Source organism: uncultured Pluralibacter sp. (assembly GCF_913775985.1).
Lineage (GTDB): Bacteria > Pseudomonadota > Gammaproteobacteria > Enterobacterales > Enterobacteriaceae > Pluralibacter.
The window spans coordinates 1-23,718 of the sequence record NZ_CAJYMB010000157.1; the positions used below are offsets into that span (position 1 = coordinate 1).

General features: G+C 61.7%; 22 protein-coding genes and 1 pseudogene. 11 read left to right on the forward strand and 12 right to left on the reverse strand.

The annotated features are described in order from the left end of the window. Positions 1 to 310: pseudogene (locus QZ766_RS22425) on the forward strand (NADH-quinone oxidoreductase subunit M); the annotation flags it as partial. A 6-nt stretch (positions 311 to 316) separates the two neighbouring features. Beyond that, positions 317 to 1,774 (forward strand): NADH-quinone oxidoreductase subunit NuoN, encoded by a 1,458-nt coding sequence (gene nuoN / locus QZ766_RS22430; protein ID WP_297207528.1) that lies wholly within the window; start codon positions 317 to 319, stop codon positions 1,772 to 1,774. Between the two features lie 71 nt (positions 1,775 to 1,845). Here the strand turns inward: nuoN and QZ766_RS22435 are convergent, their stop codons facing one another. From QZ766_RS22435 to rnz, 9 genes are all read right to left on the reverse strand, one after another. After that, positions 1,846 to 3,162: an ABC transporter substrate-binding protein gene (locus QZ766_RS22435; protein WP_297207530.1), complete on the reverse strand. Its 1,317-nt coding sequence runs from the start codon at positions 3,160 to 3,162 to the stop codon at positions 1,846 to 1,848. A gap of 44 nt (positions 3,163 to 3,206) precedes the next feature. Then, positions 3,207 to 4,454, reverse strand: coding sequence for an SfnB family sulfur acquisition oxidoreductase (locus tag QZ766_RS22440; protein ID WP_297207532.1), 1,248 nt, complete (start codon positions 4,452 to 4,454; stop codon positions 3,207 to 3,209). A gap of 23 nt (positions 4,455 to 4,477) precedes the next feature. After that, positions 4,478 to 5,230: an ABC transporter ATP-binding protein gene (locus QZ766_RS22445; RefSeq protein ID WP_297207534.1), complete on the reverse strand. Its 753-nt coding sequence runs from the start codon at positions 5,228 to 5,230 to the stop codon at positions 4,478 to 4,480. Continuing rightward, on the reverse strand, positions 5,223 to 6,269 hold the full coding sequence (locus QZ766_RS22450) for a branched-chain amino acid ABC transporter permease (protein ID WP_297207536.1): 1,047 nt from the start codon (positions 6,267 to 6,269) through the stop codon (positions 5,223 to 5,225). The genes QZ766_RS22445 and QZ766_RS22450 overlap by 8 nt, the downstream gene beginning before the upstream one ends. Further along, positions 6,269 to 7,162, reverse strand: coding sequence for a branched-chain amino acid ABC transporter permease (locus QZ766_RS22455; protein WP_297207538.1), 894 nt, complete (start codon positions 7,160 to 7,162; stop codon positions 6,269 to 6,271). Before QZ766_RS22455 ends, QZ766_RS22450 begins: the two co-directional genes overlap by 1 nt. Further along, the gene (locus QZ766_RS22460; RefSeq protein ID WP_297207541.1) at positions 7,162 to 7,410 is read right to left on the reverse strand and encodes a hypothetical protein; all 249 of its coding nucleotides are present in this window, start codon (positions 7,408 to 7,410) and stop codon (positions 7,162 to 7,164) included. The genes QZ766_RS22455 and QZ766_RS22460 overlap by 1 nt, the downstream gene beginning before the upstream one ends. Then, positions 7,385 to 7,642, reverse strand: coding sequence for an ATP-binding cassette domain-containing protein (locus QZ766_RS22465; RefSeq protein ID WP_297207543.1), 258 nt, complete (start codon positions 7,640 to 7,642; stop codon positions 7,385 to 7,387). The genes QZ766_RS22460 and QZ766_RS22465 overlap by 26 nt, the downstream gene beginning before the upstream one ends. Positions 7,643 to 7,658: 16 nt before the next feature. Next, positions 7,659 to 8,768, reverse strand: a complete 1,110-nt coding sequence (gene sfnG, locus QZ766_RS22470) for a dimethylsulfone monooxygenase SfnG (protein WP_297207546.1) — start codon at positions 8,766 to 8,768, stop codon at positions 7,659 to 7,661. Positions 8,769 to 9,034: 266 nt separating this feature from the next. Beyond that, a complete protein-coding gene (rnz, locus tag QZ766_RS22475) occupies positions 9,035 to 9,955 on the reverse strand; it encodes a ribonuclease Z (protein WP_297207548.1) in 921 nt (306 codons plus the stop codon). Between the two features lie 185 nt (positions 9,956 to 10,140). Between rnz and QZ766_RS22480 the strand changes: the two genes are divergently transcribed. The 9 genes from QZ766_RS22480 (at position 10,141) to QZ766_RS22520 (ending at position 19,337) form a co-directional block, all read left to right on the forward strand. Beyond that, complete coding sequence (locus QZ766_RS22480; RefSeq protein ID WP_297207549.1) at positions 10,141 to 10,599, forward strand: GNAT family N-acetyltransferase; 459 nt, start codon at positions 10,141 to 10,143, stop codon at positions 10,597 to 10,599. 45 nt (positions 10,600 to 10,644) lie between these two features. Then, on the forward strand, positions 10,645 to 10,950 hold the full coding sequence (gene elaB / locus QZ766_RS22485) for a stress response protein ElaB (RefSeq protein ID WP_297207552.1): 306 nt from the start codon (positions 10,645 to 10,647) through the stop codon (positions 10,948 to 10,950). Positions 10,951 to 11,048: 98 nt separating this feature from the next. Continuing rightward, entirely contained in the window at positions 11,049 to 12,338 is a 1,290-nt protein-coding gene (gene menF, locus QZ766_RS22490; RefSeq protein WP_297207555.1) for an isochorismate synthase MenF, read from the forward strand. Positions 12,339 to 12,441: 103 nt separating this feature from the next. After that, positions 12,442 to 14,112: a 2-succinyl-5-enolpyruvyl-6-hydroxy-3-cyclohexene-1-carboxylic-acid synthase gene (gene menD / locus QZ766_RS22495; protein WP_297207558.1), complete on the forward strand. Its 1,671-nt coding sequence runs from the start codon at positions 12,442 to 12,444 to the stop codon at positions 14,110 to 14,112. Beyond that, positions 14,109 to 14,870: a 2-succinyl-6-hydroxy-2,4-cyclohexadiene-1-carboxylate synthase gene (gene menH, locus QZ766_RS22500; protein WP_297207560.1), complete on the forward strand. Its 762-nt coding sequence runs from the start codon at positions 14,109 to 14,111 to the stop codon at positions 14,868 to 14,870. Before menD ends, menH begins: the two co-directional genes overlap by 4 nt. A 14-nt stretch (positions 14,871 to 14,884) precedes the next feature. Next, a complete protein-coding gene (gene menB, locus QZ766_RS22505) occupies positions 14,885 to 15,742 on the forward strand; it encodes a 1,4-dihydroxy-2-naphthoyl-CoA synthase (protein ID WP_297207562.1) in 858 nt (285 codons plus the stop codon). Then, positions 15,742 to 16,707: an o-succinylbenzoate synthase gene (gene menC, locus QZ766_RS22510; protein ID WP_297207565.1), complete on the forward strand. Its 966-nt coding sequence runs from the start codon at positions 15,742 to 15,744 to the stop codon at positions 16,705 to 16,707. The genes menB and menC overlap by 1 nt, the downstream gene beginning before the upstream one ends. Then, the gene (menE, locus tag QZ766_RS22515; RefSeq protein WP_297207568.1) at positions 16,704 to 18,074 is read left to right on the forward strand and encodes an o-succinylbenzoate--CoA ligase; all 1,371 of its coding nucleotides are present in this window, start codon (positions 16,704 to 16,706) and stop codon (positions 18,072 to 18,074) included. Before menC ends, menE begins: the two co-directional genes overlap by 4 nt. Positions 18,075 to 18,137: 63 nt before the next feature. Beyond that, positions 18,138 to 19,337, forward strand: coding sequence for a nicotinamide mononucleotide deamidase-related protein YfaY (locus QZ766_RS22520; protein WP_297207571.1), 1,200 nt, complete (start codon positions 18,138 to 18,140; stop codon positions 19,335 to 19,337). A gap of 96 nt (positions 19,338 to 19,433) precedes the next feature. On the opposite strand, the gene glpC is transcribed toward QZ766_RS22520, so the two are convergent. Genes glpC through glpA form a run of 3 tightly spaced genes read right to left on the reverse strand, consistent with a single transcriptional unit; the run spans position 19,434 to position 23,492 of the window. Next, positions 19,434 to 20,630 (reverse strand): anaerobic glycerol-3-phosphate dehydrogenase subunit GlpC, encoded by a 1,197-nt coding sequence (gene glpC / locus QZ766_RS22525; RefSeq protein ID WP_297207573.1) that lies wholly within the window; start codon positions 20,628 to 20,630, stop codon positions 19,434 to 19,436. After that, positions 20,627 to 21,874: a glycerol-3-phosphate dehydrogenase subunit GlpB gene (gene glpB, locus QZ766_RS22530; protein ID WP_297207576.1), complete on the reverse strand. Its 1,248-nt coding sequence runs from the start codon at positions 21,872 to 21,874 to the stop codon at positions 20,627 to 20,629. The genes glpC and glpB overlap by 4 nt, the downstream gene beginning before the upstream one ends. Beyond that, complete coding sequence (gene glpA, locus QZ766_RS22535; protein WP_297207578.1) at positions 21,864 to 23,492, reverse strand: anaerobic glycerol-3-phosphate dehydrogenase subunit A; 1,629 nt, start codon at positions 23,490 to 23,492, stop codon at positions 21,864 to 21,866. Before glpA ends, glpB begins: the two co-directional genes overlap by 11 nt. Positions 23,493 to 23,718: the final 226 nt, after the last annotated feature.

The following is a 23,718-nucleotide window of genomic DNA, read 5'->3' on the forward strand; positions in this document are numbered from 1 at the left end:
ATTCATGATTCTGTTCGGCAGCTATAAAGTGGTGCCGACCATTACCGTTATCTCCACCTTCGGTCTGGTCTTTGCCTCGGTCTACTCGCTGGCGATGTTGCACCGCGCTTACTTCGGTAAAGCGAAAAGCGAAATCGCGGCGAAAGAGCTGCCGGGGATGTCGCTGCGCGAGCTGTCTATCGTCCTGCTGCTGGTGGTTCTGCTGGTTCTGCTCGGGTTCTTCCCGCAGCCGATTCTGGATACCTCCCACGCTGCGATGAGCAATATTCAGCAGTGGTTTGTTAATTCCGTTTCTACTACAAGGCCGTAAATCGCCATGACAATAACTCCACAACAACTGATCGCACTGCTACCGCTGCTGATCGTCGGCTTGACGGTGGTGGTTGTGATGCTCTCCATTGCGTGGCGACGCAATCACTTTACCAATGCCACGCTGTCGGTTATTGGCCTCAACCTCGCGCTGCTGTCGCTGTGGTTCGTTGGCCAGGCCGGCGCGATGGACGTTACCCCGCTGATGCGGGTTGACGGCTACGCCATGCTTTATACCGGGCTGGTGCTGCTGGCAAGTCTTGCCACCTGCACCTTCGCTTACCCGTGGCTTGAAGGCTATTACGACAACAAAGATGAGTTCTATCTGCTGGTGCTGATTGCCGCTCTCGGCGGTATTCTGCTGGCGAATGCCAACCATCTGGCGTCGCTGTTCCTCGGCATTGAACTGATCTCGCTTCCGTTGTTCGGCCTGATTGGCTACGCCTACCGGCAGAAGCGCTCGCTGGAAGCCAGCATCAAGTACACCATCCTTTCGGCAGCGGCTTCGTCCTTCCTGCTGTTCGGTATGGCGCTGGTGTATGCTGACTCCGGCAGCCTGTCGTTTACCGCGCTGGGTAAAGCGCTGTCTGACAACATGCTGCACGAGCCGCTGCTGCTGGTTGGGCTGGGCATGATGATCGTGGGCCTGGGCTTTAAACTCTCGCTGGTGCCGTTCCACCTGTGGACGCCGGATGTCTACCAGGGCGCGCCTGCGCCGGTATCGACCTTCCTGGCCACCGCGAGCAAAATCGCCATCTTTGGCGTGGTGATGCGCCTGTTCCTGTACGCCCCGGTTGGCGACAGCGAAGCGGTGCGCACCGTGCTGGGCGTGATTGCCTTTGCCTCCATCATTTTCGGTAACCTGATGGCGCTGAGCCAGACCAACATCAAGCGTCTGCTCGGCTACTCTTCCGTATCGCATCTCGGCTATCTGCTGGTGGCGCTGATTGCGCTGCACAGCGGCGAAATGTCGATGGAAGCGGTAGGCGTCTACCTGGCCGGTTATCTGTTCAGCAGCCTCGGCGCCTTCGGCGTGGTGAGCCTGATGTCCAGCCCGTACCGCGGCCCGGACGCAGACTCGCTGTTCTCCTACCGCGGTCTGTTCTGGCATCGCCCGATCCTGTCGGCAGTGATGACGGTGATGATGCTCTCTCTGGCGGGTATCCCGATGACGCTGGGCTTTATCGGCAAGTTCTACGTGCTGGCGGTGGGCGTCCACGCGCATCTGTGGTGGCTGACCGGTGCCGTGGTAGCAGGTTCGGCGATCGGCCTTTACTACTACCTGCGCGTAGCCGTGAGCCTGTACCTCAGCGCCCCGCAGCAGCTCAACCGCGATGCGCCGTCTAACTGGCAGTACAGCGCGGGCGGCATTGTGGTGCTGATTTCCGCTCTGCTGGTGCTGGTGCTGGGTATCTGGCCTCAGCCGCTTATCGATATCGTACAGCTGGCGCTGCCGGCGATGTAAACGTAAGTTCTGAAATGAAAAAACCGCCGATTTAACCCGGCGGTTTTTTTATTGTGCGGAGTGTAAACAGGCTAGCTGTCGTCCTGACAGGTACGCGGCGTTATCTTGTTTTGTTGTGCGTAGGCGTTAGCGGATTTCTCGATAATCGGACGCAGCAGCGCCCAGTCCGGCGCAATCCAGTCGCTGATAACCTTCCAGTGCTGGCCGTCCCACTGCTGGAAAGTGACCCGGCCCTGGCCTTCGTGATCCTCGCAGGTGACATTAATCGAGTGGAACAATCCTTTTGCGCCAAGCGCTTCAACGCGGGCAGGATCGAGACGCAGATGCTCGAAGCCCCAGCGGATCTCATCGCCGGTCAGCGTACGGTGGCCGAATTTTTCCTGCGCGATGCGGATAGCTTCAACGTTGAGAATACCGTTAACGATCCCGAGATTGTGATACACGCTGCCGATACGCTTTCTGTCCTGCAGATTCCCCTTGTTCGCCCCGTATACCTTATCAATAATCTCCTTCACCACCGGATAGACCGCGCCCGATGCCTGCGTCGTCAGGGCGATATAGCCCTTCGCGGCGCTGCCGGCCGGGATAACGTCCTCTTCCGAGTTTGACCAGACGTTACCGATAATTTTTTCTGCCGGATAGCCAACTTTCTGAGCGGTTTTTAGCGCCACCGGGTTCATTACCCCAAAACCGCGCAGCACCACGAAATCCGGTTTGGCCCGGCGGATGGTCAGCCACTGGGACTGCTGCTCATTGCCGGGATGCGGAACTTCAATTTGCTGCAGCGTAAAGCCATACTTCTTCGCCAGCAGCTCGTAGATAGGGATAGTTTCTCTGCCATAGGGCGAACCGTGGTACAGCACGATAATCTTTTTCCCTTTGAGCTTTTCAAGCCCGCCGACCCGGCTGCCAATAAAGGTCACGATCCCGGAGGTTTCGCTATAGGGATTGAGCAGAAGCGGGAAGACGTAAGGGAAAACCCGGCCGTCGGTGGAGTCGGTTCTGCCGTGATCGATAGTGACCAGCGGCGTTTTATCACGGGTCACGTCATCAATCATCGCATAAGCAATACCGACGGAAAGGGGATTCCAGGCGGCAACGCCGGGACGGCTTTTTTGCCGCTTGTAGCATTCCACGCCGCGCTCTACCTCGTACTGGGTTTCGCACTCGTCCCAGGTCAGCTTGACGCCGTTAACCCCGCCGTCGCGCTGGTTTATTAGCGTCAGGTAATCAATAAAGCCGCCGAAAAATCCGCTGCCGGCTGCCGCATAGGGTCCCACCCGATAACTCTGCAGCGGAAAATACTGCTCATCCGCTCTGGCTCCCAGCGTCAGCTGCGCCGCCAGCAGAAACAGCCCGACGATAAAACGCACGCTCATTTTGACCATCTCTATCCCCTGTCATTAATTAAATTATTATTGTTGCCGCTGCGTCAGTTCCAGGCGTGCTGCGGCGGGTTCACGCCGTTTAAGGCATAGTTGCCCAGAATGGCGTACTTCCAGCGCACCGGATCGTGCAGCGTGTGGGTGCGGGCGTTGCGCCAGTGCCTGTCCAGATTATTGTTGGCAAGCGTGGATCGGGTGCCCGCCAGTTCGAACAGCCGGTTAGTGGCCTCAATGGCTATTTCGGTACTCAGTATTTTGGCTTCCGCCACCGCCAGCTGGGCCTTTACCACATTGTCAGTGGTGGCCTGCGCGACGGCCCTGTCGATCAGCAGGCCGGCCCTTTCCTGCAGCGCCTCGGCGGCATGCAGCCGCAGCGTCAGATCGCCAATCCGCTGAATGGTATAGGGATCCTGACTGGCGCTTTCCAGGCCGCTGTCCACCCACGGACGGGACTTTTCACGTACGAAGGTAATGGTGTCGGCAATTGCCGCCTCGGCAATGCCGGTATCCACGGCGACCTGGATAATCTGGGAGATAGCGCCGTCGGCACTGGGGGTTTCATAACCCTTGTAACCGGGTACCAGATGGCTTTTTTCCACCCGGACATTGTCCAGCAGCACGGTACCGCTGGCGGTAGTGCGCTGTCCGAAGGAGGACCAGTCGTCAATCACCGTTAACCCCGGCGCATCACGTTCGGCGATGGCGTACCAGGGGCGGCCCTTATCGTCCAGAGCCACAATCGGTACCAGATGCGCCAGCAGCGCGCCGCTGGCGTAAAACTTCTTCCCGTTGACCAGCACGTGATCGCCCTTGTCCCGCAGGCGGGTTTCGAAATCCGCTGCCCGCCGGCTGCCAAATTCAGAGAAGGCATTACCGAAGCGCGCCCCGCCGAGTACTAAATCGAACAGCGTTTTCTGCTGCGCCTCATCGCTGACCGTGCGGATAGCCGCCACTATCGCCAGATGGTTCTGGGAAATTTGCGCGATAGACGGATCTGCTGCTGCGATGGTCTGCACGACCCGGGCCAGCGTGGCGTAAGACACTTCCGGGCCGCCGAAGCGGCGGGGCACGTTGAGCGACCACAGCCCGCTTTGTGAAAAAGCGTCCAGCTCGGCGATGGGCAGCGTGCGGTGGCGATCGCGTTCGGCGGCGTTAACCGCAAACTGCGCCGCCAGCGCTTGCGCAACGCGAATCGCTTCTTCGTCGCTGGTAATAATGTGCGCCGGCTCGGCGGGTTTCGGATACCCCGGTACGCCCTGCGGCGCTTTTTCTACAGCGGATTGCGTGGTGCTCATAGTGATATCTCCTGTCAGAAAAGTTATGCCGCGAAGCCCAGATAGATTTTTTGGATGTCCTCCTGCTGGCTTAACGCCGCGGCGCTGCCGGACAGCGCCACGCGGCCGCTATCCAGCACGTAGGCCCGATGTGCATGGCGTAATGCGATGCTGGAATTTTGCTCTGCCACCAGAATCGACAGCGCGTGCTGTTGGTTGAGCTGGCGTAGAACGGTAAAAATCTCCTCTACCATTTTCGGCGCCAGTCCCATTGAGGGTTCATCCAGCAGCAGAAGCCGGGGTTTCGCCATCAGCGCCCGCCCAATGGCAACCATCTGCTGCTCGCCGCCGGAAGCCAGCCCCGCAGCGAGTCGGCACTTATCTTTCAGGCGGGGAAAAATGTGGTAGATCTCCTCCAGCCGCAGGCGAAGCTCCCGCCGGGACAGGGGATGCGCCAGCGTGCCGGCGATCAAATTTTCTTCAACAGTCAGTGAGGTAAAACAGTGCCGCCCCTCCAGAACCGAGGCGATCCCCCGGCGCACCAGCCCGTGGGGCGTCGCAGTGGTGATATCTTCTGCCGCCCACCGCACCCGCCCGGCAGTAACCTCTCCGCGCCGGGCGGGCAGCAGGCGGGCAATGGCCTGCAGCGCGGTAGATTTCCCCGCGCCGTTGCGTCCCAGCAGGGCCACGATTTCGCCTTCATTCACATACAGGCTTAGGGTTTCCAGGGCCACAATGTGCCGCTGGTAGCGGGCGCTGAGGTCGGTGACGTCAAGCAGTGGAGATGCATCAGGCACGGTGTTTTCTCCCGGCGGTAAAGCGGGCATACAGGCGCCCGGTAAGCGCCGCCAGGCCCTTCGGCTCGGCGATCAGAAAAGCGATGAGCAGCACGCCGACGATGATGTTTTGCACCAGCTCCAGCACACCGGAGTCAACGTGATCCCCCAGCAGCCACGAGCCGACCCGGGAGAGCAGCAGCGGAAACAGCGTCAGCAGCGCTGCGCCAAGATAGGCGCCGCGCACGGTGCCCAGCCCGCCGATAATAATGATGAACAGCAGCTGGAACGATTGCGCAAGGTCAAATCCGGCCGGCTCGATATTGCGCAGGTAGGCGAATGACCACAGCACGCCGGCGATGCCGATGATGAACGAGGAGAAGCCGAAGGCGAGCATTTGCGTGTACGCCACCGGTACGCCAATCACTTTCGCCGCCAGCGGATTATCGCGCACCGAGATAAAATTTCGCCCCGTGGAGCCGCGCACGACCCGCACCACCAGCCAGGTGAGCAGGCTCACTACGGTGAGGGTAAACAGATAGCGGCGTACGGCGCTGTCGATAACCCAGCCTCCGAACTGCAGCGGTGCCAGCGACACGACGCCCGAGGCGCTGTTAAGTGAAAACCAGCCAAAATTATTCAGCATCCACTGAATAAAAAACTGCGGCGCGAGGGTCGAGATTGCCAGATAAAAGCTGCTGAGCCGCAGGCTGGGTAGGCCAAAAATTAGCCCGATCGCCGCGCTGACGGTTCCCGCCAGCAGCAGCACGATGGGCAACGGTAGAAACGGAAGCCGGCTTATCAGGTTGAGGGCGGTATAGGCGCCGGCGGCCATAAAGGCCGCGCTGCCGAGCGAAATCTGTCCGGTATAGCCCGCAAGCACGTTCAGACCCAGCGCGGCCAGAGAGAGGATCAGAAACGGCGTCAGCACCGCATCAAACAGATATTCATTGCCGAGCCACGGCAGCAGAATAAACGCAGCGCCGGGCAGGAGCAGCCGCGTGGAATTAAGGCCCTTCAGGAATGCGCGGCGCGGGGCCGCAGGGAGCGTAGTCATCATTACAGCCTCGCCAGCCGACGGGATCCAAACAGCCCGGACGGGCAGATCAGCAGGAACAGCAGTACCGCCGCATAGGCAATCCAGCTGTCGATTCCGCCTCCCAGCAGCGGGCCAAGGTAGACTGAGCCGAGTTTCTCAATTGCGCCCACCAGCAGACCGGCCACAATGGCGCCGATAATGGAGTCGAATCCGCCCAGCACCAGCACCGGCAGGGCCTTGAGCACCACCAGCGAGAGCGAAAACTGCACCCCGAGTCTGGCTCCCCACAGCAGGCCAGCCACCAGCGCCACGACGCCGGCCGCGGCCCACACTACTGCCCACAGGCGGCCAATATTGAGCCCGACGGCAAGGCCGGCAAACGCATCATCAGCAACGGCGCGAAAGGCCAGCCCGGTATGGGTATAGCGAAAGAACAGGCTCAGCAGCAGAACCAGCAGGCCGGCGGCACCGGCCGCGAACAGATCGAACTGGCTTATCAGCACCCCGCCTATTTCAAAAGGGGTATCGTCAATGCCCAAATCCAGGGCGTGAACCTGAGTGCCCCACATCAGCTGAGCGGCACCTTCAATGATGTAGGACACCCCGAGCGTGGCGACAAACAGAATAATCGGCGGCTGGTTAACCAGCGGGCGCAGAACGGAATATTCGATCAGCATGCCCAGTAGCGAAACCGCGGCGAGAGCCACCAGCACCACAATCCAGGCTGGCCAGCCGCGTTCCAGCAGGCAGACGAAGGTCAGGGCAGCGAACAGCAGCATCGACCCCTGAGCGAAGTTAAAGACGCCCGAACTTTTGTACACCAGCACGAAGCCCAGCGCGACCAGGGAGTACATCACCCCGGAGAGCAGGCCGCCGATCAGCACTTCAAAGAAAAACGGCCAGTCGATATCCATTATGCGTCCTCCGTCCGGGGAGAGGCAGTACCGAGATAGGCGGCAATAACCGCCGGATCCCGGCGGATAACGTCGGGCGTACCCGACGCTATCGCGCGCCCGTACTCCAGAACCGTAATACGGTCTGACAGCGCCATTACCACGCCGATATCGTGCTCGATCAGCACAATCGTGGTGCCAAAATGGCGGCGAACCGCGCGGATCAGCTCGCAGAGTTCCTGCTTATCTGCGCCGGTACAGCCCGGCAATCACATTCAGCAGCGTGCTTTTACCCGCGCCGTTCGGGCCAATAATCGACAGCAGCTGGGAAGGGCCCGCCTGGAGCGAAACGTCCGTAAGGGCGCTGACGCCGCCAAAGGCGAGGGAGATGCCCGACAGCGTCAGCGTCAGGCCGCGAGCGCTGGTGCTGTCTTCCTCGGCGCTCCAGCCCGCGGCAACCGCCTGTCGGAGAGTAGTTAAAGAGCTATCGAATACGGTCATGAGCGGCTCCCGGGATTCAGCTCGCAGCCGCAGCCGCGGACTGTGCCTGCTGCTCCAGCTCGCGCACCAGAGGAATAATTTCCCGGCCGAAGTACTCCACCTCTTCCTGGAAGTGCAGGAACGCCAGCAGCAGCAGATCGACGCCTGCCAGCTTAAGCGCGACAATCCGTTCGGCGATCTGCTGCGGGGTGCCGATCAGATTGGTTTTAAATCCGTCGTTGTACTGAACCAGATCCTCAAATGTCGACTTTGCCCAGTTACCTTCACCTTCAGGGGAGGCGCTGCCGGCATTTTTCACCTCGTGCTGGAAACCCTTAACGGCGTCCGGATTAGCATTATCAATAATTTCCTGCAGCACCGCCTGTGCTTCCTCTTCGCTGCTGCGGGCTATAACAAAACCGTTGACGCCAATTTTGACCTTGTGCTGGTTCTGCGCCGATTTATGGTGGATATCCTCTACCTGCGTGCGGATATTCTCCAGCGAGCCGCCGTTGGTGAAGTACCAGTCGGATACCCGGGAGGCCATGTCTCTTGCCGCCCGCGAGCTGCCGCCCTGGAAAATTTCCGGCAGCGGCGAGAGCGGTTTGGGCTTGAGCGAATAGTCGCGGAAGCGGTAGAAGTCGCCGGCAAAGGTGAAGCTGGATTCCGACCAGATCCCTTTCAGGCAGCGGATAAACTCCTCCGAGCGCAGGTAGCGCTCTTCATGATCCAGCCACGGCTCGCCGATAGCCTTGAACTCCCCCCGGAACCAGCCGCTGACGATGTTGACCGCGATCCGCGGGCCGTACAGGTGGCTGATGGTGGCAATCTGTTTGGCGGCAAGCGTCGGGTTCCACGGGCCGGGAAGCAGCGCGGCGATCACGTTGAGCTTCTCCGTTGACGCCAGAAGCGCCTGGGAAAAGGACACGGATTCATGCTGGTTATCGGCGCCGTAGCCTGCGGTGAAGCGGATCTGGGTCAGGGCATAGTCAAACCCGGCGCGCTCGGCTATCTGCGCCAGCTTGCGGTTGTAGTCGATATCCCAGCTGGTCCGCTGGGGAATATTACTGATCACTAATCCACCGGATACATTGGGTACCCAATAGGCAAACTGAATCGGCTGATATACTGAATCTGAGCTGGACATGGCATTCCCCGTTTTATGCAGGTCAAAAGTTGGCATTGCGCATTGGTTATCGAATTTTTATATAACTATTTTATTAATAGTGATAATGAATGATAACCAAAAGCTATATGAGCCTTAGCATAATGCGTGCCACTGACGTAAGGTAAAAAAACGATTAAAAGTTAGGGGATTAGCAAACCTGGGAGGGCAGGGCACTGCTGCATTTGCAACAGGCGCGCGGCCGGGTTGTTACAAATGCAGCGCCCGCCGGAGGGGCGAAGGGGAGATCAGCGCAGGCTGAAGCGGCTGAAGTCTTCTGCCAGCTCGCACTGGGGAAATACCGTCCGGCATTCGGCCAGCAGGCGCTGGCAGCCCTGCCAGTCGTAGCGGGAGCTGACGTGGGTCACGATAAGCCTGCCGACCCCGGCCTCCCGGGCCAGTTCCGCCGTCTGTACCGACGTGGAGTGGCCCCGGCTGTTGGCCTTCTCCGCCATCGCGTGCTCAAGGGTGGTTTCGTGCACCATGATGTCCACGCCCCGGGCCAGCTCCAGCGCCGCCGGGCAGGGCGCGGTATCGCCAAAGATTGCCAGCTTCACGCCCGGCGTTGCGGGCCCGAGATAGTCCCGGCCGTTCACCACCTGGCCGTCCGGCATCGTCACCGTCAGCCCTTGCTTGAGCTGGTTAAACAGCGGACCGGCCTTGATACCGTCGGCCCGCAGCCGGACTGCGTCCAGCGGGCCGGGCTTATCGTGCTGCTCGATGCGGTAGCCGTAGCAGGTGACCGGATGCTCAAGCGGGTAGGCGATAACCCGGAAAAGCCCGTCGTCAAATACCTCTCCGGGGCCAATTTCCTCAATGGTCAGCGGGTAGTCGGTCCACGAACCGCTCAGGCGCAGGGCGGTTTCAACAAACTCCCCCAGCCCCGGCGGTCCGTACAGCGTTAGCGGCGCCGGGTTTCCCTGCATCGAGCGGCTGCACAGCAGGCCCGGCAGGCCAAACAGATGATCGCCGTGCAGGTGCGTGATAAAGATTTTATCCAGCTTGCCGGGATGATGCGGCGTGCGCAGGAACTGGTGCTGGGTTCCCTCGCCGCAGTCGAACAGCCACATCTGCGCGCTGTTCGGCTGCTGTAAATTGAGCAGTATCGACGTCATATTGCGGTGGCGGGTGGGGACGCCCGCCGATGTTCCCAGAAAAATCAATTCCATAATCCGTTAGCCTCGGCCTTTGCAACACGACCAGTATACCGTCATTCTCTAAGCTGCATCAGTGGGCTACGTTTGAACGTCACGATCTGCTGCCGGCTGAATTAAGATATACACTTTATTCCCCAACCGTTCCGGCAAGCCCCCGCTACGGCACGGTGGATTTACAAGATAAAACGGAGCACAGCATGATCCAGTGGAACGACCTTCACCATAGCCAGCTTACTGCCGCCCAGCTTTACACGCTGCTGCGCCTGCGCAGCGAGGTCTTTGTGGTTGAGCAAGCCTGTATTTACCAGGATATTGACGGCGATGACCTGACGGGCGAGAACCGCCACATCCTCGGCTGGCGCGGCGAAGAGCTGGTGGCGTATGCGAGGATCCTGATAAGCAACAGTGATATTGAGCCCGTGGTTATCGGCAGAGTGATTGTCAGCCCGTCCGCCCGCGGTGAGAAACTCGGCTATTCGCTGATGGAGCAGGCGCTTGCCAGCTGCCGGCAGCACTGGCCGCAGCGGGCAATTTATCTCGGCGCCCAGGCTCATTTGCAGCACTTCTATGCGCATTTTGGTTTTGTGCCGGTCACCGAAGTGTACGACGAGGACGGGATTGCGCATATTGGGATGGCGCGCGAAGCAAAATCGTGAATGTTTGCCTATAGTTAGCTTACGGATTAAACACGGAGAATGAAAATGGCATACCGTAACGATGAATCACGCTTTGACGATGACCTGACGCTGCTGAGCAACACCCTGGAAGAGATCCTTGCCGCATCCGGCGATCCGGCCGATCAAAAATATATCGAGCTTAAGCTGCGCGCCGAGCAGGCGCTTGACGACGTAAGAGACCGCGTTAGCCGCGCGTCGGATAATTATTACTACCGCGCCAAGCATGCGGTGTACCGCGCTGACGACTACGTCCATGAAAAACCCTGGCAGGGTATCGGCATTGGTGCCGCCGCCGGCCTGGTGTTGGGCCTGCTGCTGGCGCGCCGCTGAGCCATCCCCCGCATTAAATAACATCTTCCTCATTATGGGTACTGCCTTTTAGGGCCAGTACCCTTTATAATGTGCGGCTTTTGCCGAGGGAGGTTCGCGTGCAATTCATCACCGCCGCGCTGGAGACTCTGCAGGTTTCGCTGCAGGGCGTGCCGGATATCCCCGGTCTGCGCGTCTTCGACATCTCCGTTCCCCTGAAAGACGACTTCGATCCCCTGAGCTGGCTCAGCTGCCAGGCGCTGTATCCCCAATTTTACTGGCTACACCGCGATGAAAACGAAGAAGCCGCCGCCCTCGGTGCCGTCTGTCATTTTGATTCGCTGCCGGAAGCCCGCGCCTTTTTACAGCAGCAGGCTCGCCAGGATCTTCGCCTGTGGGGGTTAAACGCCTTTTCGCCGGAGCGCGGGCAGCTTTTTCTGCCGCGCCTGGAGTGGCGGCGCGAAAGGGCTGCCGTTGTTCTGCGCCTGAATCTCTTTAGCGCCACTTCCCTGCACGACGACGCGCGGCTCGCGCGGGCGCAGCTGGAGGCGCTGCGGCCTTCCGTACCGCTCCCGGCACTGAAATTAACCCTGACGCACGAGCGCAATCTCCCGGAATACGAAGGCTGGCGCAACCTCATCGAGCAGGCAACCCAGGCGATTGGCCGCGGCGAGCTGGAGAAGGTGGTACTGGCGCGCGCCAGCGACCTGCAATTCAATCAGCCCGTGAACGCCTCCGCGGTGATGGCCGCCAGCCGCCGGCACAACCTGAACTGCTATCATTTCATGATGGCTTTCGATCCGCACCGCGCCTTTCTGGGATCGACGCCGGAGCGGCTGTGGCGGCGGCGGGATTTGGAGCTCGACACCGAAGCGCTGGCGGGCACCGTGGCGAATCATCAGGACTCGCGTCAGGCCGCGCGCCTGGCGGAGTGGCTAATGCAGGACGACAAGAACCAGCGCGAAAATCTGCTGGTGCTGGAGGATATCTGCCAGCGGCTGCGCAACGACGTTAGCGCGCTTGAGGCTGCCGCGCCGGAAATCATTCGCCTGCGCAAGGTGCAACACCTGCGCCGCGCCGTGCGGGCAGTGCTGAACCGCGCCGACGACGGGCGCTGTCTCATTCAGCTGCAGCCTACTGCCGCGGTGGCCGGCCTGCCGCGCGAGAAAGCCCGGCGCTTTATCATCGACGGCGAGCCTTTCGATCGGGAGTGGTATGCGGGATCGGCAGGCTACCTGAGTCTGGCAAACAGCGAGTTTTGCGTGGCCCTGCGTTCGGCAAGCGTGACGGACAGTACGGTGCGGCTGTATGCCGGCGCCGGTATCGTCGCCGGTTCCGATCCGCAGCAGGAGTGGCAGGAGATAGAGCACAAGGCCGCCGGATTACGATCCGTGCTTTTTGGTGAGTGACGACACCTATTCGTGGGTGACTACACCTAATCCCGATGTATATCAAAAACCCGATTTTGGCGGTTGATTATACTTCTTGGCAAAATTGATTTCGGACGAACTCATGTCAGTAAGCGCATTTAACCGACGCTGGGCGGCGGTCATTCTGGAGGCTCTCACCCGGCACGGCGTGCAGCATATTTGCATCGCACCCGGCTCGCGTTCGACGCCGCTGACGCTGGCGGCGGCCGACAATCGCAGCTTCATACACCACACCCATTTTGACGAGCGGGGCCTTGGTCACCTGGCCCTGGGTCTGGCGAAGACCAGCGGTCAGCCGGTGGCGGTGATTGTGACTTCCGGCACGGCGGTGGCCAATCTCTATCCGGCGCTGATTGAGGCCGGACTTACCGGCGAAAAGCTGATTATGCTGACCGCTGACCGCCCGCCGGAGCTTATCGACTGCGGGGCAAATCAGGCCATTCGCCAGCCGGGCATTTTTGCCTCCCATCCGTCGCAAACCCTCTCGCTGCCGCGCCCGAGCCAGGATATTCCGGCCCGCTGGCTGGTGTCGACGATTGATAATGCGCTGGCCCGGCAGCAGGCGGGGGCGGTGCACATCAACTGTCCGTTCGCCGAGCCGCTGTATGGCGACATGGACGACACCGGCCTGAGCTGGCAGCAGACGCTGGGCGACTGGTGGCAGAGCGACAGGCCGTGGCTGAGCGAATCGCTGCACACCGAAAGCGCTAAGCAGCGGGACTGGTTCTTCTGGCGGCAGAAGCGCGGGGTCATTATTGCCGGGCGCATGAGCGCTGCGGCAGGCAAAAAAGTGGCGGAATGGGCACAGACGCTGGGCTGGCCGCTGATTGGCGACGTGCTGTCCCAGACCGGGCAGCCGCTGCCCTGTGCCGATCTGTGGCTGGGCAACGCCCGGGCCGTTGGCGAGCTGGCGCAGGCGCAAATTGTGGTGCAGCTCGGCAGCAGCCTCACAGGTAAGCGCCTCCTGCAGTGGCAGGCAGCCTGTGAGCCCGACGAGTACTGGCTGGTGGACAATCTGCCCGGACGTCTCGATCCGGCGCACCACCGCGGTCGGCGGCTGGTGTGCGACATTGAACGCTGGCTGGATCTGCATCCGGCAGAGAAGCGCCAGAGCTGGAGCCAGATCGTACCGGAGATTTGCGACGGCGCGCGGCAGGCGGTCCGGGCGCAGCGCGAACCGTTCGGCGAGGCTCAGCTGGCGCACCGCATCGGCGACTATCTTCCCGACCAGGGGCAGCTGTTCGTCGGCAACAGCATGGTGGTGCGCCTTATTGACGCGCTGGCGCAGCTTCCCGCGGGCTACCCGGTCAACAGCAACCGCGGCGCCAGCGGCATCGACGGCCTGATTTCCACCGCTGCCGGCGCACAGCGCGGCAGCGCCCGACCGACGCTCGCTATCGTCGGCGACCTTTCTGCGCTGTACGATCTCAACAGCCTGGCCCTGCTGCGCCAGGTTTCCGCGCCGCTGGTACTGCTTATCGTCAACAACAACGGCGGGCAGATTTTCTCCCTGCTGCCGACTCCGGTGGACAAGCGCCGGGATTTTTACACCTTGCCGCAGAACGTCAATTTTGAGCACGCGGCGGCGATGTTCGGCCTGGGCTACCGGCGCCCGGAAAGCTGGCAGCAGCTTGACGAGGTGATGAACGGCGCGTGGCGTCAGCCTGCGACTACCGTGGTTGAGCTGGCGGTTAACGAAACTGACGGCACGCGGACGCTCCAGCAGCTGCTGGCGCAGGTGAGCCAGCTATGAGCCTGCACGCTTCCTTGCATGCGGGTAACCCGGCGCTGCCGTGTCTGGTGTTCCTGCACGGGCTCTCCGGCGACAGCCGGGAATGGCAGGCGGTGGGCGAGCGGCTCGACGACTTTTCACGCCTTTATGTTGATTTGCCGGGGCACGGCGCATCGGCGGCGCTGCCGGGCGTTGATTTTGAACATACGGCGGCGCTGCTTCAGGAAACCCTGGAGCAGCACGCCATTGTTAATTACTGGCTGATTGGCTACTCCCTCGGCGGACGTATCGGCCTCTGTTTCGCCAGCCTGCAGCCGCGTGACGGCCTGCAGGGAGTGATTGTTGAAGGCAGCCACCCAGGCCTGACGAGCGACGAGGCCCGGCGCGAGCGTCGCGAAGGCGATCTGCACTGGGCCAGGCGCTTCGCCCGGGAGTCGCTGCATGACGTCTTCAGCGACTGGTATCAGCAGCCGGTTTTTGCCTCGCTGACCCCCAGCCAGCGGCAGGCGCTGGTGGCGCTGCGCTGCCGCAATCATGGTATTGCTCTGGCGGAAATGCTGATGGCCACCTCGCTGTCTGCACAACCGGATTTACGCCCCGCGCTCGCTGTCCGGGACTATCCTTTTTATTACCTGTGCGGCGATCGCGACGCGAAATTTATCGCCCTCGCGCAGGCGCTCGACGCGCCGTGCACCCGCATTCCACAGGCCGGACATAACGCCCACCGGGAAAATCCCGCCGCGGTCGCCGCATGTCTGGCGCAGATACTGAAACACTGACCACAGGAAAACCTATGATCTACCCCGATGAAGAAATGCTGTACGCCCCGGTTGAGTGGCAGGACTGCTCTGAAGGCTTTGAAGACATCCGCTACCAGAAATCCGCGGACGGCATCGCTAAAATCACCATTAACCGCCCGCAGGTGCGCAACGCTTTCCGTCCTCTGACCGTCAAAGAGATGATTCAGGCGCTGGCGGACGCGCGCTATGACGACAACGTCGGCACCATCATTCTTACCGGCGAAGGGGATAAAGCCTTCTGTTCCGGCGGCGATCAGAAAGTGCGCGGCGACTACGGCGGCTACCAGGATGACGCCGGTACGCACCACCTCAACGTGCTGGATTTCCAGCGCCAGATCCGCACCTGCCCGAAACCGGTGGTGGCGATGGTAGCCGGATATTCCATCGGCGGCGGCCACGTGCTGCACATGATGTGCGATCTGACCATCGCAGCGGAGAACGCCATCTTCGGCCAGACCGGACCGAAAGTGGGCTCTTTTGACGGCGGCTGGGGCGCATCCTACATGGCGCGCATCGTCGGTCAGAAAAAAGCGCGTGAAATCTGGTTCCTCTGCCGCCAGTACGACGCCAAAGAGGCGCTGGATATGGGCCTGGTCAATACCGTCGTGCCGCTGGCGGATCTCGAAAAAGAGACCGTGCGCTGGTGTCGTGAAATGCTGCAGAACAGCCCGATGGCGCTGCGCTGCCTGAAAGCGGCCCTTAACGCCGACTGCGACGGCCAGGCGGGCCTGCAGGAGCTGGCCGGTAACGCCACGATGCTGTTCTACATGACCGAAGAGGGTCAGGAAGGGCGCAACGCGTTCAACCAGAAGCGCCAGCCGGACTTCAGCAAGTTTAAACGGAATCCGTAATGCGCACGGCTCAGGTATACCGCTGGCAGGTGCCGATGGACGCGGGTGTGGTGCTGCGCGAGCGGCGCCTGAAAACCCGCGATGGACTTTTTGTCCGCCTCGGCAGTGCGGCGGGCGAAGGCTGGGGCGAGATCTCGCCGCTGCCGGGCTTCAGTACTGAAAGCCTTGATGAAGCCCGGGCGGTTACGCTGGCCTGGGTGCAGGCGTGGCGCGACGGGCATGAGCCCGCGCTGCCCGCGCTGCCGTCCGCCGCGTTCGGCATCAGCTGTGCGCTGGCGGAGCTTGCGGGCACGCTTCCCGCAGAGGCCGACTTCCGGGCCGCGCCGCTGTGTACCGGCGATCCCGATGCGCTGCTTCCGCTGCTCGAAACCATGCCGGGCGAGAAAATTGCCAAGGTGAAAGTCGGCCTGTGGGAAGCGGTGCGCGACGGCATGGTGGTCAACCTGCTGCTAGAGGCGGTTCCCGATCTCACCCTGCGGCTGGACGCTAACCGCGCCTGGACGCCGGCCAGGGCGCAGCAATTCGCGAAGTACGTCGCGCCGGAAAACCGCGCGCGCATCGCCTTTATCGAAGAGCCCTGCAAAACCCGGGATGACTCCCGCGCCTTCGCCCGTGAAACCGGCATTGCCATCGCCTGGGACGAAAGCCTGCGCGAGGCCAGCTTTACCTTCGACGCCGAACCCGGCGTTCGCGCGGTGATTATTAAGCCTACCCTGACCGGCAGCCTGCAAAAGGTGCGGGAGCAAGTGGACGCCGCCCGCGCGCTGGGCCTGACGGCGGTGATCAGCTCCTCCATCGAATCCAGTCTCGGCCTTACTCAGCTGGCGCGGATCGCCGCGTGGCTGACGCCGCAAACTCTGCCCGGGCTGGATACTCTTAATCTGATGCAGGCCCAGCTGGTGCGCCCGTGGCCGGGCAGCGAGCTGGCCTGCATGTCGCTGGATAATCTGGAACCGCTGTTATGACCTTTAGCGACTGGCCGTGGCGACACTGGTGCGCTCAGCGTCCGCAGGCGCGGGCGCTGCGGCTCGGCGATGAGAGCCTGAGCTGGCAGCAGCTGTGCCAGCGGATAGACGCTCTGGCAGCCGGATTTATCCGCCAGGGCGTGCGCCCCGGGCAGGGCGTGATGCTGCGGGCCTACAATCATCCGCAGGCCCTGCTGGCATGGCTGGCGCTGTTGCAGTGCGGGGCGCGGATCCTGCCGGTCAATCCGCAGCTTCCCCGGGCGCTGCTGGAAGTGCTGTTGCCGCAGTTCACCCTTAGCCACGCCCTGACCCTGGCGGACGACGGCGCATTTGATGGCCTGACAACGCTGGCCCTGCGTGAAGATTTGCAGGGGAACACGGAGGCTGGCTGGCAGCCGGCGCGGCTGGCGACCATGACCCTGACCTCCGGTTCCAGCGGCCTGCCGAAAGCGGCGGTACATACGCTGGCTGCCCACCTCGCCAGCGCCGAAGGGGTGCTGGCGCTGATGCCCTTTGAGCAAGACGACGACTGGCAGCTGTCTCTGCCGCTGTTTCACGTCTCCGGGCAGGGCATTCTGTGGCGCTGGCTGCTGCGCGGCGCGCGGCTAACGGTGCGCGAGCGGCTGCCGCTGGATGAGGCGCTGGCGGGCTGCACCCACGCTTCACTGGTGCCGACCCAGCTCTGGCGCCTGCTCAACGACAATGCGCCGCTGTCCCTGAAGTGCGTGCTGCTCGGCGGCGCGGCTATTCCGGTGGCGCTAGCCGAAGCCTGCCATACCCGGGGGATCCGAACCTTCTGCGGCTACGGCCTGACGGAGTTCGCCTCCACGGTATGCGCGAAAGAGACCGACGGTGCTGCGGATGTTGGCCGCCCGCTGCCGGGACGTGAAGTCCGCGTAGTGGACGGTGAAATCTGGCTGCGGGCCGCCAGCATGGCGGCAGGATACTGGCGCGACGGCGGGCTGGTGCCGCTCACCAACCCGCAAGGCTGGTTCGCCACCCGCGATCGCGGCGAGCTGCGCGACGGCGCGCTCACGGTGCTCGGGCGCATGGACAACCTCTTTTTCAGCGGCGGCGAGGGCATTCAGCCGGAGGAAGTCGAGCGGATTATCGCCCACCATCCGCTGGTGGAACAGGTCTTCGTGGTGCCGCTGGACGACGCCGAATACGGCCAGCGTCCGGTGGCGGTAGTGGAGGGCGGTGAAGGTCTGGATCTGCGGCAGAGGCCCGGCTGGGCGAGCAGCCGGCTGGCCTGCTTTCAGCGGCCAGTCTACTGGCTGCAGCTGCCCGGCAGCCTGAAAACCGGCGGGATTAAGATCTCCCGCCGGGCATTACGGGAATGGGTCAACGCAACCCTTGGAAGATAGCTGCCTTTCCCCTTTTCCGCCGCCTCCGCTATAGTGACTCCACCTCTTGTGATGGAGAACAACATGATTAACGTGGAGATGCTGTCCACCGGTGACGAAGTGCTGCACGGACAGATAGTGGATACCAACGCGGCGTGGCTCGCCGACCTCTTCTTTAGCCAGGGACTGCCGCTGGTGCGGCGCAATACCGTCGGCGACAGCCTCGAATCGCTGGTGGCGATCCTGCGCGAGCGCAGCGAACACGCCGACGTGCTGATTGTTAACGGCGGCCTCGGCCCTACCGGCGATGACCTGAGCGCGCTGGCGGCGGCCACCGCCAAAGGCGAAGCGCTGGTGCTGCACGAAGCGTGGCTGCAGCAGATGGAGCGCTATTTCAGCGATCGCGGCAGGGTCATGGCCCCGAGCAACCGCAAGCAGGCGGAGATCCCCGCCAGCGCCGAGCTGATCGATAATCCCGTCGGTACCGCCTGCGGTTTTGCCATCCAGCTAAACCGCTGCCTGATCTTCTTTACTCCGGGCGTGCCTTCTGAATTTAAAGTGATGGTCGAACAGCAGATCCTGCCGCGCCTGCGGCAGCGCTTTACGCTGCCCGAACCGCCGATTTGCCTGCGCCTCACCACTTTCGGGCGTTCGGAAAGCGATCTGGCCCAGCACCTGGACGGCCTGGCGCTGCCGCCGGGCGTGACGATGGGCTACCGATCGTCAATGCCGATTATCGAGCTTAAGCTGACTGGCCCGGCCTCAGAGCGGGACGCGATGCTGGCGCTGTGGCCGGAAGTTAAAAAAGTGGCCGGCGAGAGCCTTATTTTTGAGGGTACTGAAGGGCTGGCGGCGCAGATCGCCGGCGCGCTGAATGCCCGCAGCCTGAGCCTGACCCTCAGCGAGCAGTTTACTTCCGGGCTTATTGCCCTGCAGCTCGGACGGGAAAACGCGCCGCTGTTGGCAAGCGAGGTGGTTCCTTCTCAGGAGGAGACGCTGGCGCAAACTGCGCGCTGGACGGCAGAGCGGCGCGAAAATCGCTTCGCCGGGCTGGCGCTGGCGGTGAGCGGGCTGGAGCAGGATCACCTGAACTTCGCCCTGTCCACGCCGGATGGCACCCACGCTCTGCGGGTAGCGTTCAGCACCACGCGCTACAGTCTGGCGGTGCGTCAGGAAGTGTGCGCCATGATGGCGCTGAATATGCTGCGCCGCTGGCTGAACAACGGTCCGGTAGCGGCTGAGCACGGCTGGATTACGGTGGTTGAGGATCTGTATCTGCCCTGATGCGGTACCGGTTGTCGCAGTGTAAAAGGCCGCCGGGGCGAATCGCGCGTTGACGCATCGCTCCGGTGGCCTTTATCGATCGGGGAACCGGGAAAATTACTCTCCGCTCAGCGCCTGTGCCAGCAGTGAAATGGGATGTTCGCAGCGCTTGCTGGTGGACATCTCAATCTGCCATTTGCAGGTTTCGCAGTCGGTGATCACCAGATCCGCGCCGCTCTCCTCAATCTGCTGGAACAGCGGGGCGCCGATGGCCTGCGAGGTGAGATAGTTTTCCGCCTTAAATCCGTAAGTGCCCGCAATGCCGCAGCACTGAGAATCCAGCACTTCCACTTCCAGCTCGGGAATGCTGCGCAGCAGCGCCAGGGTATAAATCGCCCAGCCCATTTTCTCCATGTGGCAGGCTGTGTGATAGACCACTTTTAGCGGCAGGCGGCGCAGGGGCAGGGTTTTCCCGCTGTCCAGCTGCTTCCAGATCCAGCGGGTAGCCAGTTCGATATGATCCCGCAGCCCGGCGTTGTCCACGTCCAGCAGGTGCGGATACTCATCGCGTAGAGTAAAGGTGCAGGTTGACGATGTCCCCAGCACCGGCAGCTGTTTTTCCACAATCGCCTGACGCAGCGCCCGGGTATTGCTCCGCGCCTGCTTTTTCGCCTTATCCATAAAGCCGTTAGCAATCAGCGGCACGCCGCAGCACTTCTCTTTTTCCAGCAGCTGCACGCCGGTGTCCAGCGCGTTCATCACCCGCACCAGATCCTTGCCGAGCTGGGGGTTGTTGTAGTTCACATAGCAGCCGTGAAAAAAAGCGACCTGCTGCGGATACTGCGCCTGTTGCGCGGCGATGCCGCGGTACCAGCGGCGAAACGTCGTGCTGCCGTATTTTGGCAGCGCGCGGCGGCGGTCGATTTTAAGGGTTTTGTCCAGCAGCCCGCGCACCGGGCCAAGCCCGGTTGTCGCGTTAACGATGGGCGCAAAGGGCACGGAGAGCGATCCCATTAAGTCCGTGTGGCTGAGGATCGCATCGCGCAGGGTCGGTTTTTTCTGGCTGTACTGCGCCCGGGCGCGCTGAATAATATCGCCAATTTTGACATCTGACGGGCAGGCTACCTCGCAGCGCTTGCAGTTGATACAGTCTTTCAGCGCTTCGTCGTAGAGCGCGCCGTTCTTCAGGCGCAGGCGCTCGCCGTCCGGCCCGGCCTGCTTCGGGCCGGGGTAGTGCGGGTTGACCCGAACCATCGGGCAGACGGTGGTGCAGACCGTGCACTTGATACAGCTTTCAAAGCGGGTATTGCTCATGCCTCACCTCCTGCAAGAGCGCTGATTTGTCGGGCGGCGTGTAGCGCGGTTACGGCGCTGACGCCGCCGCCGCAGCCCTGGTCGATGGCGTCAAAGCCGCCCAGCACGCCGCCGATGGCGTAGAGATTGTCGATTGGCTCGCTATTCCGGTAGCCCCGCAGCGAACCGTCGGTTTTGACGCCGCACTGCTGCCAGGGCTGAGTGTCGAAGAAATCAGCGTTATACCAGCCGCTTCTCGCGGGTAGCGCGGTGACGTCAAGATTGAACACCGGTTCGCAAACGTCACTGCGCCCGGCCACCAGCCCGCCGCTGAAGAAGCTGCCGCTGGCGAGTACCGCGAAGCGCGTCTGCAGCGGCACGTCGCCGTGATTGCGGGTTGATACAGAGGCGACTCGCGCGTCGGCATAGGTAATATGGGACACCTCGTCGCCGGCAAGCCAGGTGCCGCCGAGCTTAACGAAATTGCGCTGCAGCGCAGCGTGCATGCGGATCCCGGGCACCGACGGCGGCATGGTGGGCAGCAGTTCCAGCGGGCAGGGAAGCTGTTCGTTAAGCCAGCGCCACAGCTGCTGATTTTGCAGCCCGAAGCAGGCCGGGAACAGCAGCCGGTCATAGCGGGCGGCGATGGGCTGCAGGGCCGCGAGCAGCGGCGCCCACTGGCTTTTTTCATCCAGCAGCCGGGCGATGTTGACGGAGCGAAACTCGGAGGCGTTATCCCGCAGGCCGTCCAGCTGCGGCAGCTCAATCTCCATGGCGTCCGCCAGCGCGCCGGCCTGGCGCAGGGCCGGGGCGGCAAGGTGCGCCTGAAAGTCCGGGAAGCCGCTGATGCCGATTACCGCAATACGCTGGCCCGCTACCGGCCCGACAGGCGCTTCTTCCGGGCTTAGCCAGGTATTCTTCAAGCTGCCGAGTGGCGTTACCCGCGCGTGAAGTTGCTCGGTGCCGCCCTGCATCGCAATCCCGCAGCTGGCCAGCAGCTTTTCTGCCTGCCGGGCGTATTCAATCACCTGATCGGCGCCAATCAGGCTGTAGGGATGTTGCGGATATTTTTTTTCCAGCACGCTGAGACCAGCCGCCAGCTCGTCAGGGCAGGCGGCATCGAGCAGATCCAGCGAGCCGGATGAGAAGTGCAGCCCGTTCTGGCCGCGGCTGATGATGGCGCAGCGCAGTCCTTGCTGGGTAAGCGCAATACCGCATAGTAAACCTGCCAGCCCGCCGCCGACGATAAGCGTGTCAAACTTCATCCTGATTCTCCTTTTGCAGGCCGCAAAGCCCGAGCCAAACCCAGCGGGTAAAATCGCTCTCCCGCAGCGCGTCGCCCCATGCGATGGGCTGCACGCCTTTCCAGCGCTCGTTGAGAAAATCGGAGAGCTGATTAAGCGACTGCGCTGGCGTGGTGACCTCGAAACGGTTGAGCAGCGCCGCTGCCCGGCAGGCGCACAGCTCGCCCTGGCAGGTGCCCATCCCAACCCGGGTGCGCCGGCGCAGGTCGAGCAAATTCTTAACCGCCAGGTTATCCACCGCGTACTGTACTTCGCCCGCGGTGACCGCTTCACATTCGCAGACCAGGCTGCGGTGCAGGCGGGAGTCGCCAAGCCACGCCGGCGTGCGATCGCCGTGGCGATAGACCGCGGAGCCGCGCAGCGGAGCGGGGAGCGAAATTACCTTTTGCAGGGTTTTTTCTGCTGGCTCCTGCGAGCCAGGCAGTGGCGTGGTGGCGGTGGTGCAGCGGGCGCTGTGATTGAGCTTGCGGCATACCGCATCGGTGGCCATCTCGGCCATCAGGCGGTAGGTCATCAGCTTGCCGCCGGTAATGGTAATGAACCCTTCCAGCCCGTCCCTTTCAGCGTGGTCCAGCAGCACGATGCCCCGGCTGACGCTGCGGCCACTCGGATCGTCATCGCTGGCAACCAGCGGGCGCACGCCGCTGTAGGCGCGCAGAATGCGGGTGTGGGCCATGATCGGCGCCAGCTTTTCCCCCTCCCGCAGCAGAATATCCACCTCCTGCGGCGTCACCCGGTTGCAGTCAATGTCTTTATAGTCAATGTGCGTTGAGGTGGTGCCAATCAGCGAAATGGTATCCCCGGGCACCAGAATGTCGGCATCCGCGGGCTTGCGGCAGCGGTTAATCACGTGCTGATTGATGCGGTGATCGAAGATGAGCAGTGAGCCTTTCGCCGGGAACATGCGCACGCTGAGATCGGCATATTCGGCAATGCGCTGCCCCCAGATCCCTCCCGCATTGACCACCACCGGGGCGTGCAGCATTTCACTCACTCCCGTGGTTTTGTCATAAATCACAACCCCGCTTACTGTTCCCCCGCTGCGGATAAGCCCGGTGACTTCGCAGCCGGTGCGCACCCGGGCGCCGTGCTCGCGGGCATCCAGCATGTTGGCGGCGGTGAGGCGAAACGGATCGACCGTGCCGTCGGGAACGCTGACCGCGCCGATAAGCGCCGGGTTTACCGAGGGCTCAATGCCCAGCGCCTGGGCAGGCGTGAGGCGGCGGGCGTCTATGCCGGCGGCGAGGCAGGCATCAATAAACGTTTGCTGATAGTCGAGGCAGTCTTCCGGCAGGGTAATGAACAGGCCGTCTGTTGCTTCGATACAGTGGCGGGCAATGCGCTTGAGGATTGCATTTTCAGCGATGCACTCCCGGGCGGATTCGGGATCGGTAACGGCATAGCGCGCGCCGCTGTGCAGCAGACCGTGATTGCGCCCGGTGGCGCCGGTGGCTATATCATCTCGTTCAACGAGCGTTACGCGCAGGCCGCGCAGCGCGCAGTCGCGGGCAATGCCCGCGCCCGTTGCGCCGCCGCCGATCACGATAACGTCGCTTTCGTATGCGGAAGAAGGGCTCATGAAACATCCTTTGTTTTCGTTTTAGTCCATTTAGCCACAATTATGTTGTGGATTGTTTGATATCGAGCATATTCGAGCGTCAAAAGAAAATAAAATGTGATATTGTGCGCACATTGGGGTAATTTGTCATGAAAATGTAACAGTCTGTGCGACAATTCACAGTCAAATTACGTCAATTCCCTTACTGTCAGGCCGCAATAATGATTTCACTCACTTTCGTTTTTGC

What these genes read in the sequence shown, in the direction of transcription:
- nuoN (WP_297207528.1), top strand. Translation starts at nt 317, where the DNA reads ATGACAATAACTCCACAACAACTGATCGCACTGCTACCGCTGCTGATC.
- QZ766_RS22435 (WP_297207530.1), bottom strand. Translation starts at nt 3,162, where the DNA reads ATGGTCAAAATGAGCGTGCGTTTTATCGTCGGGCTGTTTCTGCTGGCG.
- QZ766_RS22440 (WP_297207532.1), bottom strand. Translation starts at nt 4,454, where the DNA reads ATGAGCACCACGCAATCCGCTGTAGAAAAAGCGCCGCAGGGCGTACCG.
- QZ766_RS22450 (WP_297207536.1), bottom strand. Translation starts at nt 6,269, where the DNA reads ATGATGACTACGCTCCCTGCGGCCCCGCGCCGCGCATTCCTGAAGGGC.
- QZ766_RS22455 (WP_297207538.1), bottom strand. Translation starts at nt 7,162, where the DNA reads ATGGATATCGACTGGCCGTTTTTCTTTGAAGTGCTGATCGGCGGCCTG.
- QZ766_RS22465 (WP_297207543.1), bottom strand. Translation starts at nt 7,642, where the DNA reads ATGACCGTATTCGATAGCTCTTTAACTACTCTCCGACAGGCGGTTGCC.
- sfnG (WP_297207546.1), bottom strand. Translation starts at nt 8,768, where the DNA reads ATGTCCAGCTCAGATTCAGTATATCAGCCGATTCAGTTTGCCTATTGG.
- rnz (WP_297207548.1), bottom strand. Translation starts at nt 9,955, where the DNA reads ATGGAATTGATTTTTCTGGGAACATCGGCGGGCGTCCCCACCCGCCAC.
- QZ766_RS22480 (WP_297207549.1), top strand. Translation starts at nt 10,141, where the DNA reads ATGATCCAGTGGAACGACCTTCACCATAGCCAGCTTACTGCCGCCCAG.
- elaB (WP_297207552.1), top strand. Translation starts at nt 10,645, where the DNA reads ATGGCATACCGTAACGATGAATCACGCTTTGACGATGACCTGACGCTG.
- menD (WP_297207558.1), top strand. Translation starts at nt 12,442, where the DNA reads ATGTCAGTAAGCGCATTTAACCGACGCTGGGCGGCGGTCATTCTGGAG.
- menH (WP_297207560.1), top strand. Translation starts at nt 14,109, where the DNA reads ATGAGCCTGCACGCTTCCTTGCATGCGGGTAACCCGGCGCTGCCGTGT.
- menB (WP_297207562.1), top strand. Translation starts at nt 14,885, where the DNA reads ATGATCTACCCCGATGAAGAAATGCTGTACGCCCCGGTTGAGTGGCAG.
- menC (WP_297207565.1), top strand. Translation starts at nt 15,742, where the DNA reads ATGCGCACGGCTCAGGTATACCGCTGGCAGGTGCCGATGGACGCGGGT.
- menE (WP_297207568.1), top strand. Translation starts at nt 16,704, where the DNA reads ATGACCTTTAGCGACTGGCCGTGGCGACACTGGTGCGCTCAGCGTCCG.
- QZ766_RS22520 (WP_297207571.1), top strand. Translation starts at nt 18,138, where the DNA reads ATGATTAACGTGGAGATGCTGTCCACCGGTGACGAAGTGCTGCACGGA.
- glpC (WP_297207573.1), bottom strand. Translation starts at nt 20,630, where the DNA reads ATGAGCAATACCCGCTTTGAAAGCTGTATCAAGTGCACGGTCTGCACC.
- glpB (WP_297207576.1), bottom strand. Translation starts at nt 21,874, where the DNA reads ATGAAGTTTGACACGCTTATCGTCGGCGGCGGGCTGGCAGGTTTACTA.
- glpA (WP_297207578.1), bottom strand. Translation starts at nt 23,492, where the DNA reads ATGAGCCCTTCTTCCGCATACGAAAGCGACGTTATCGTGATCGGCGGC.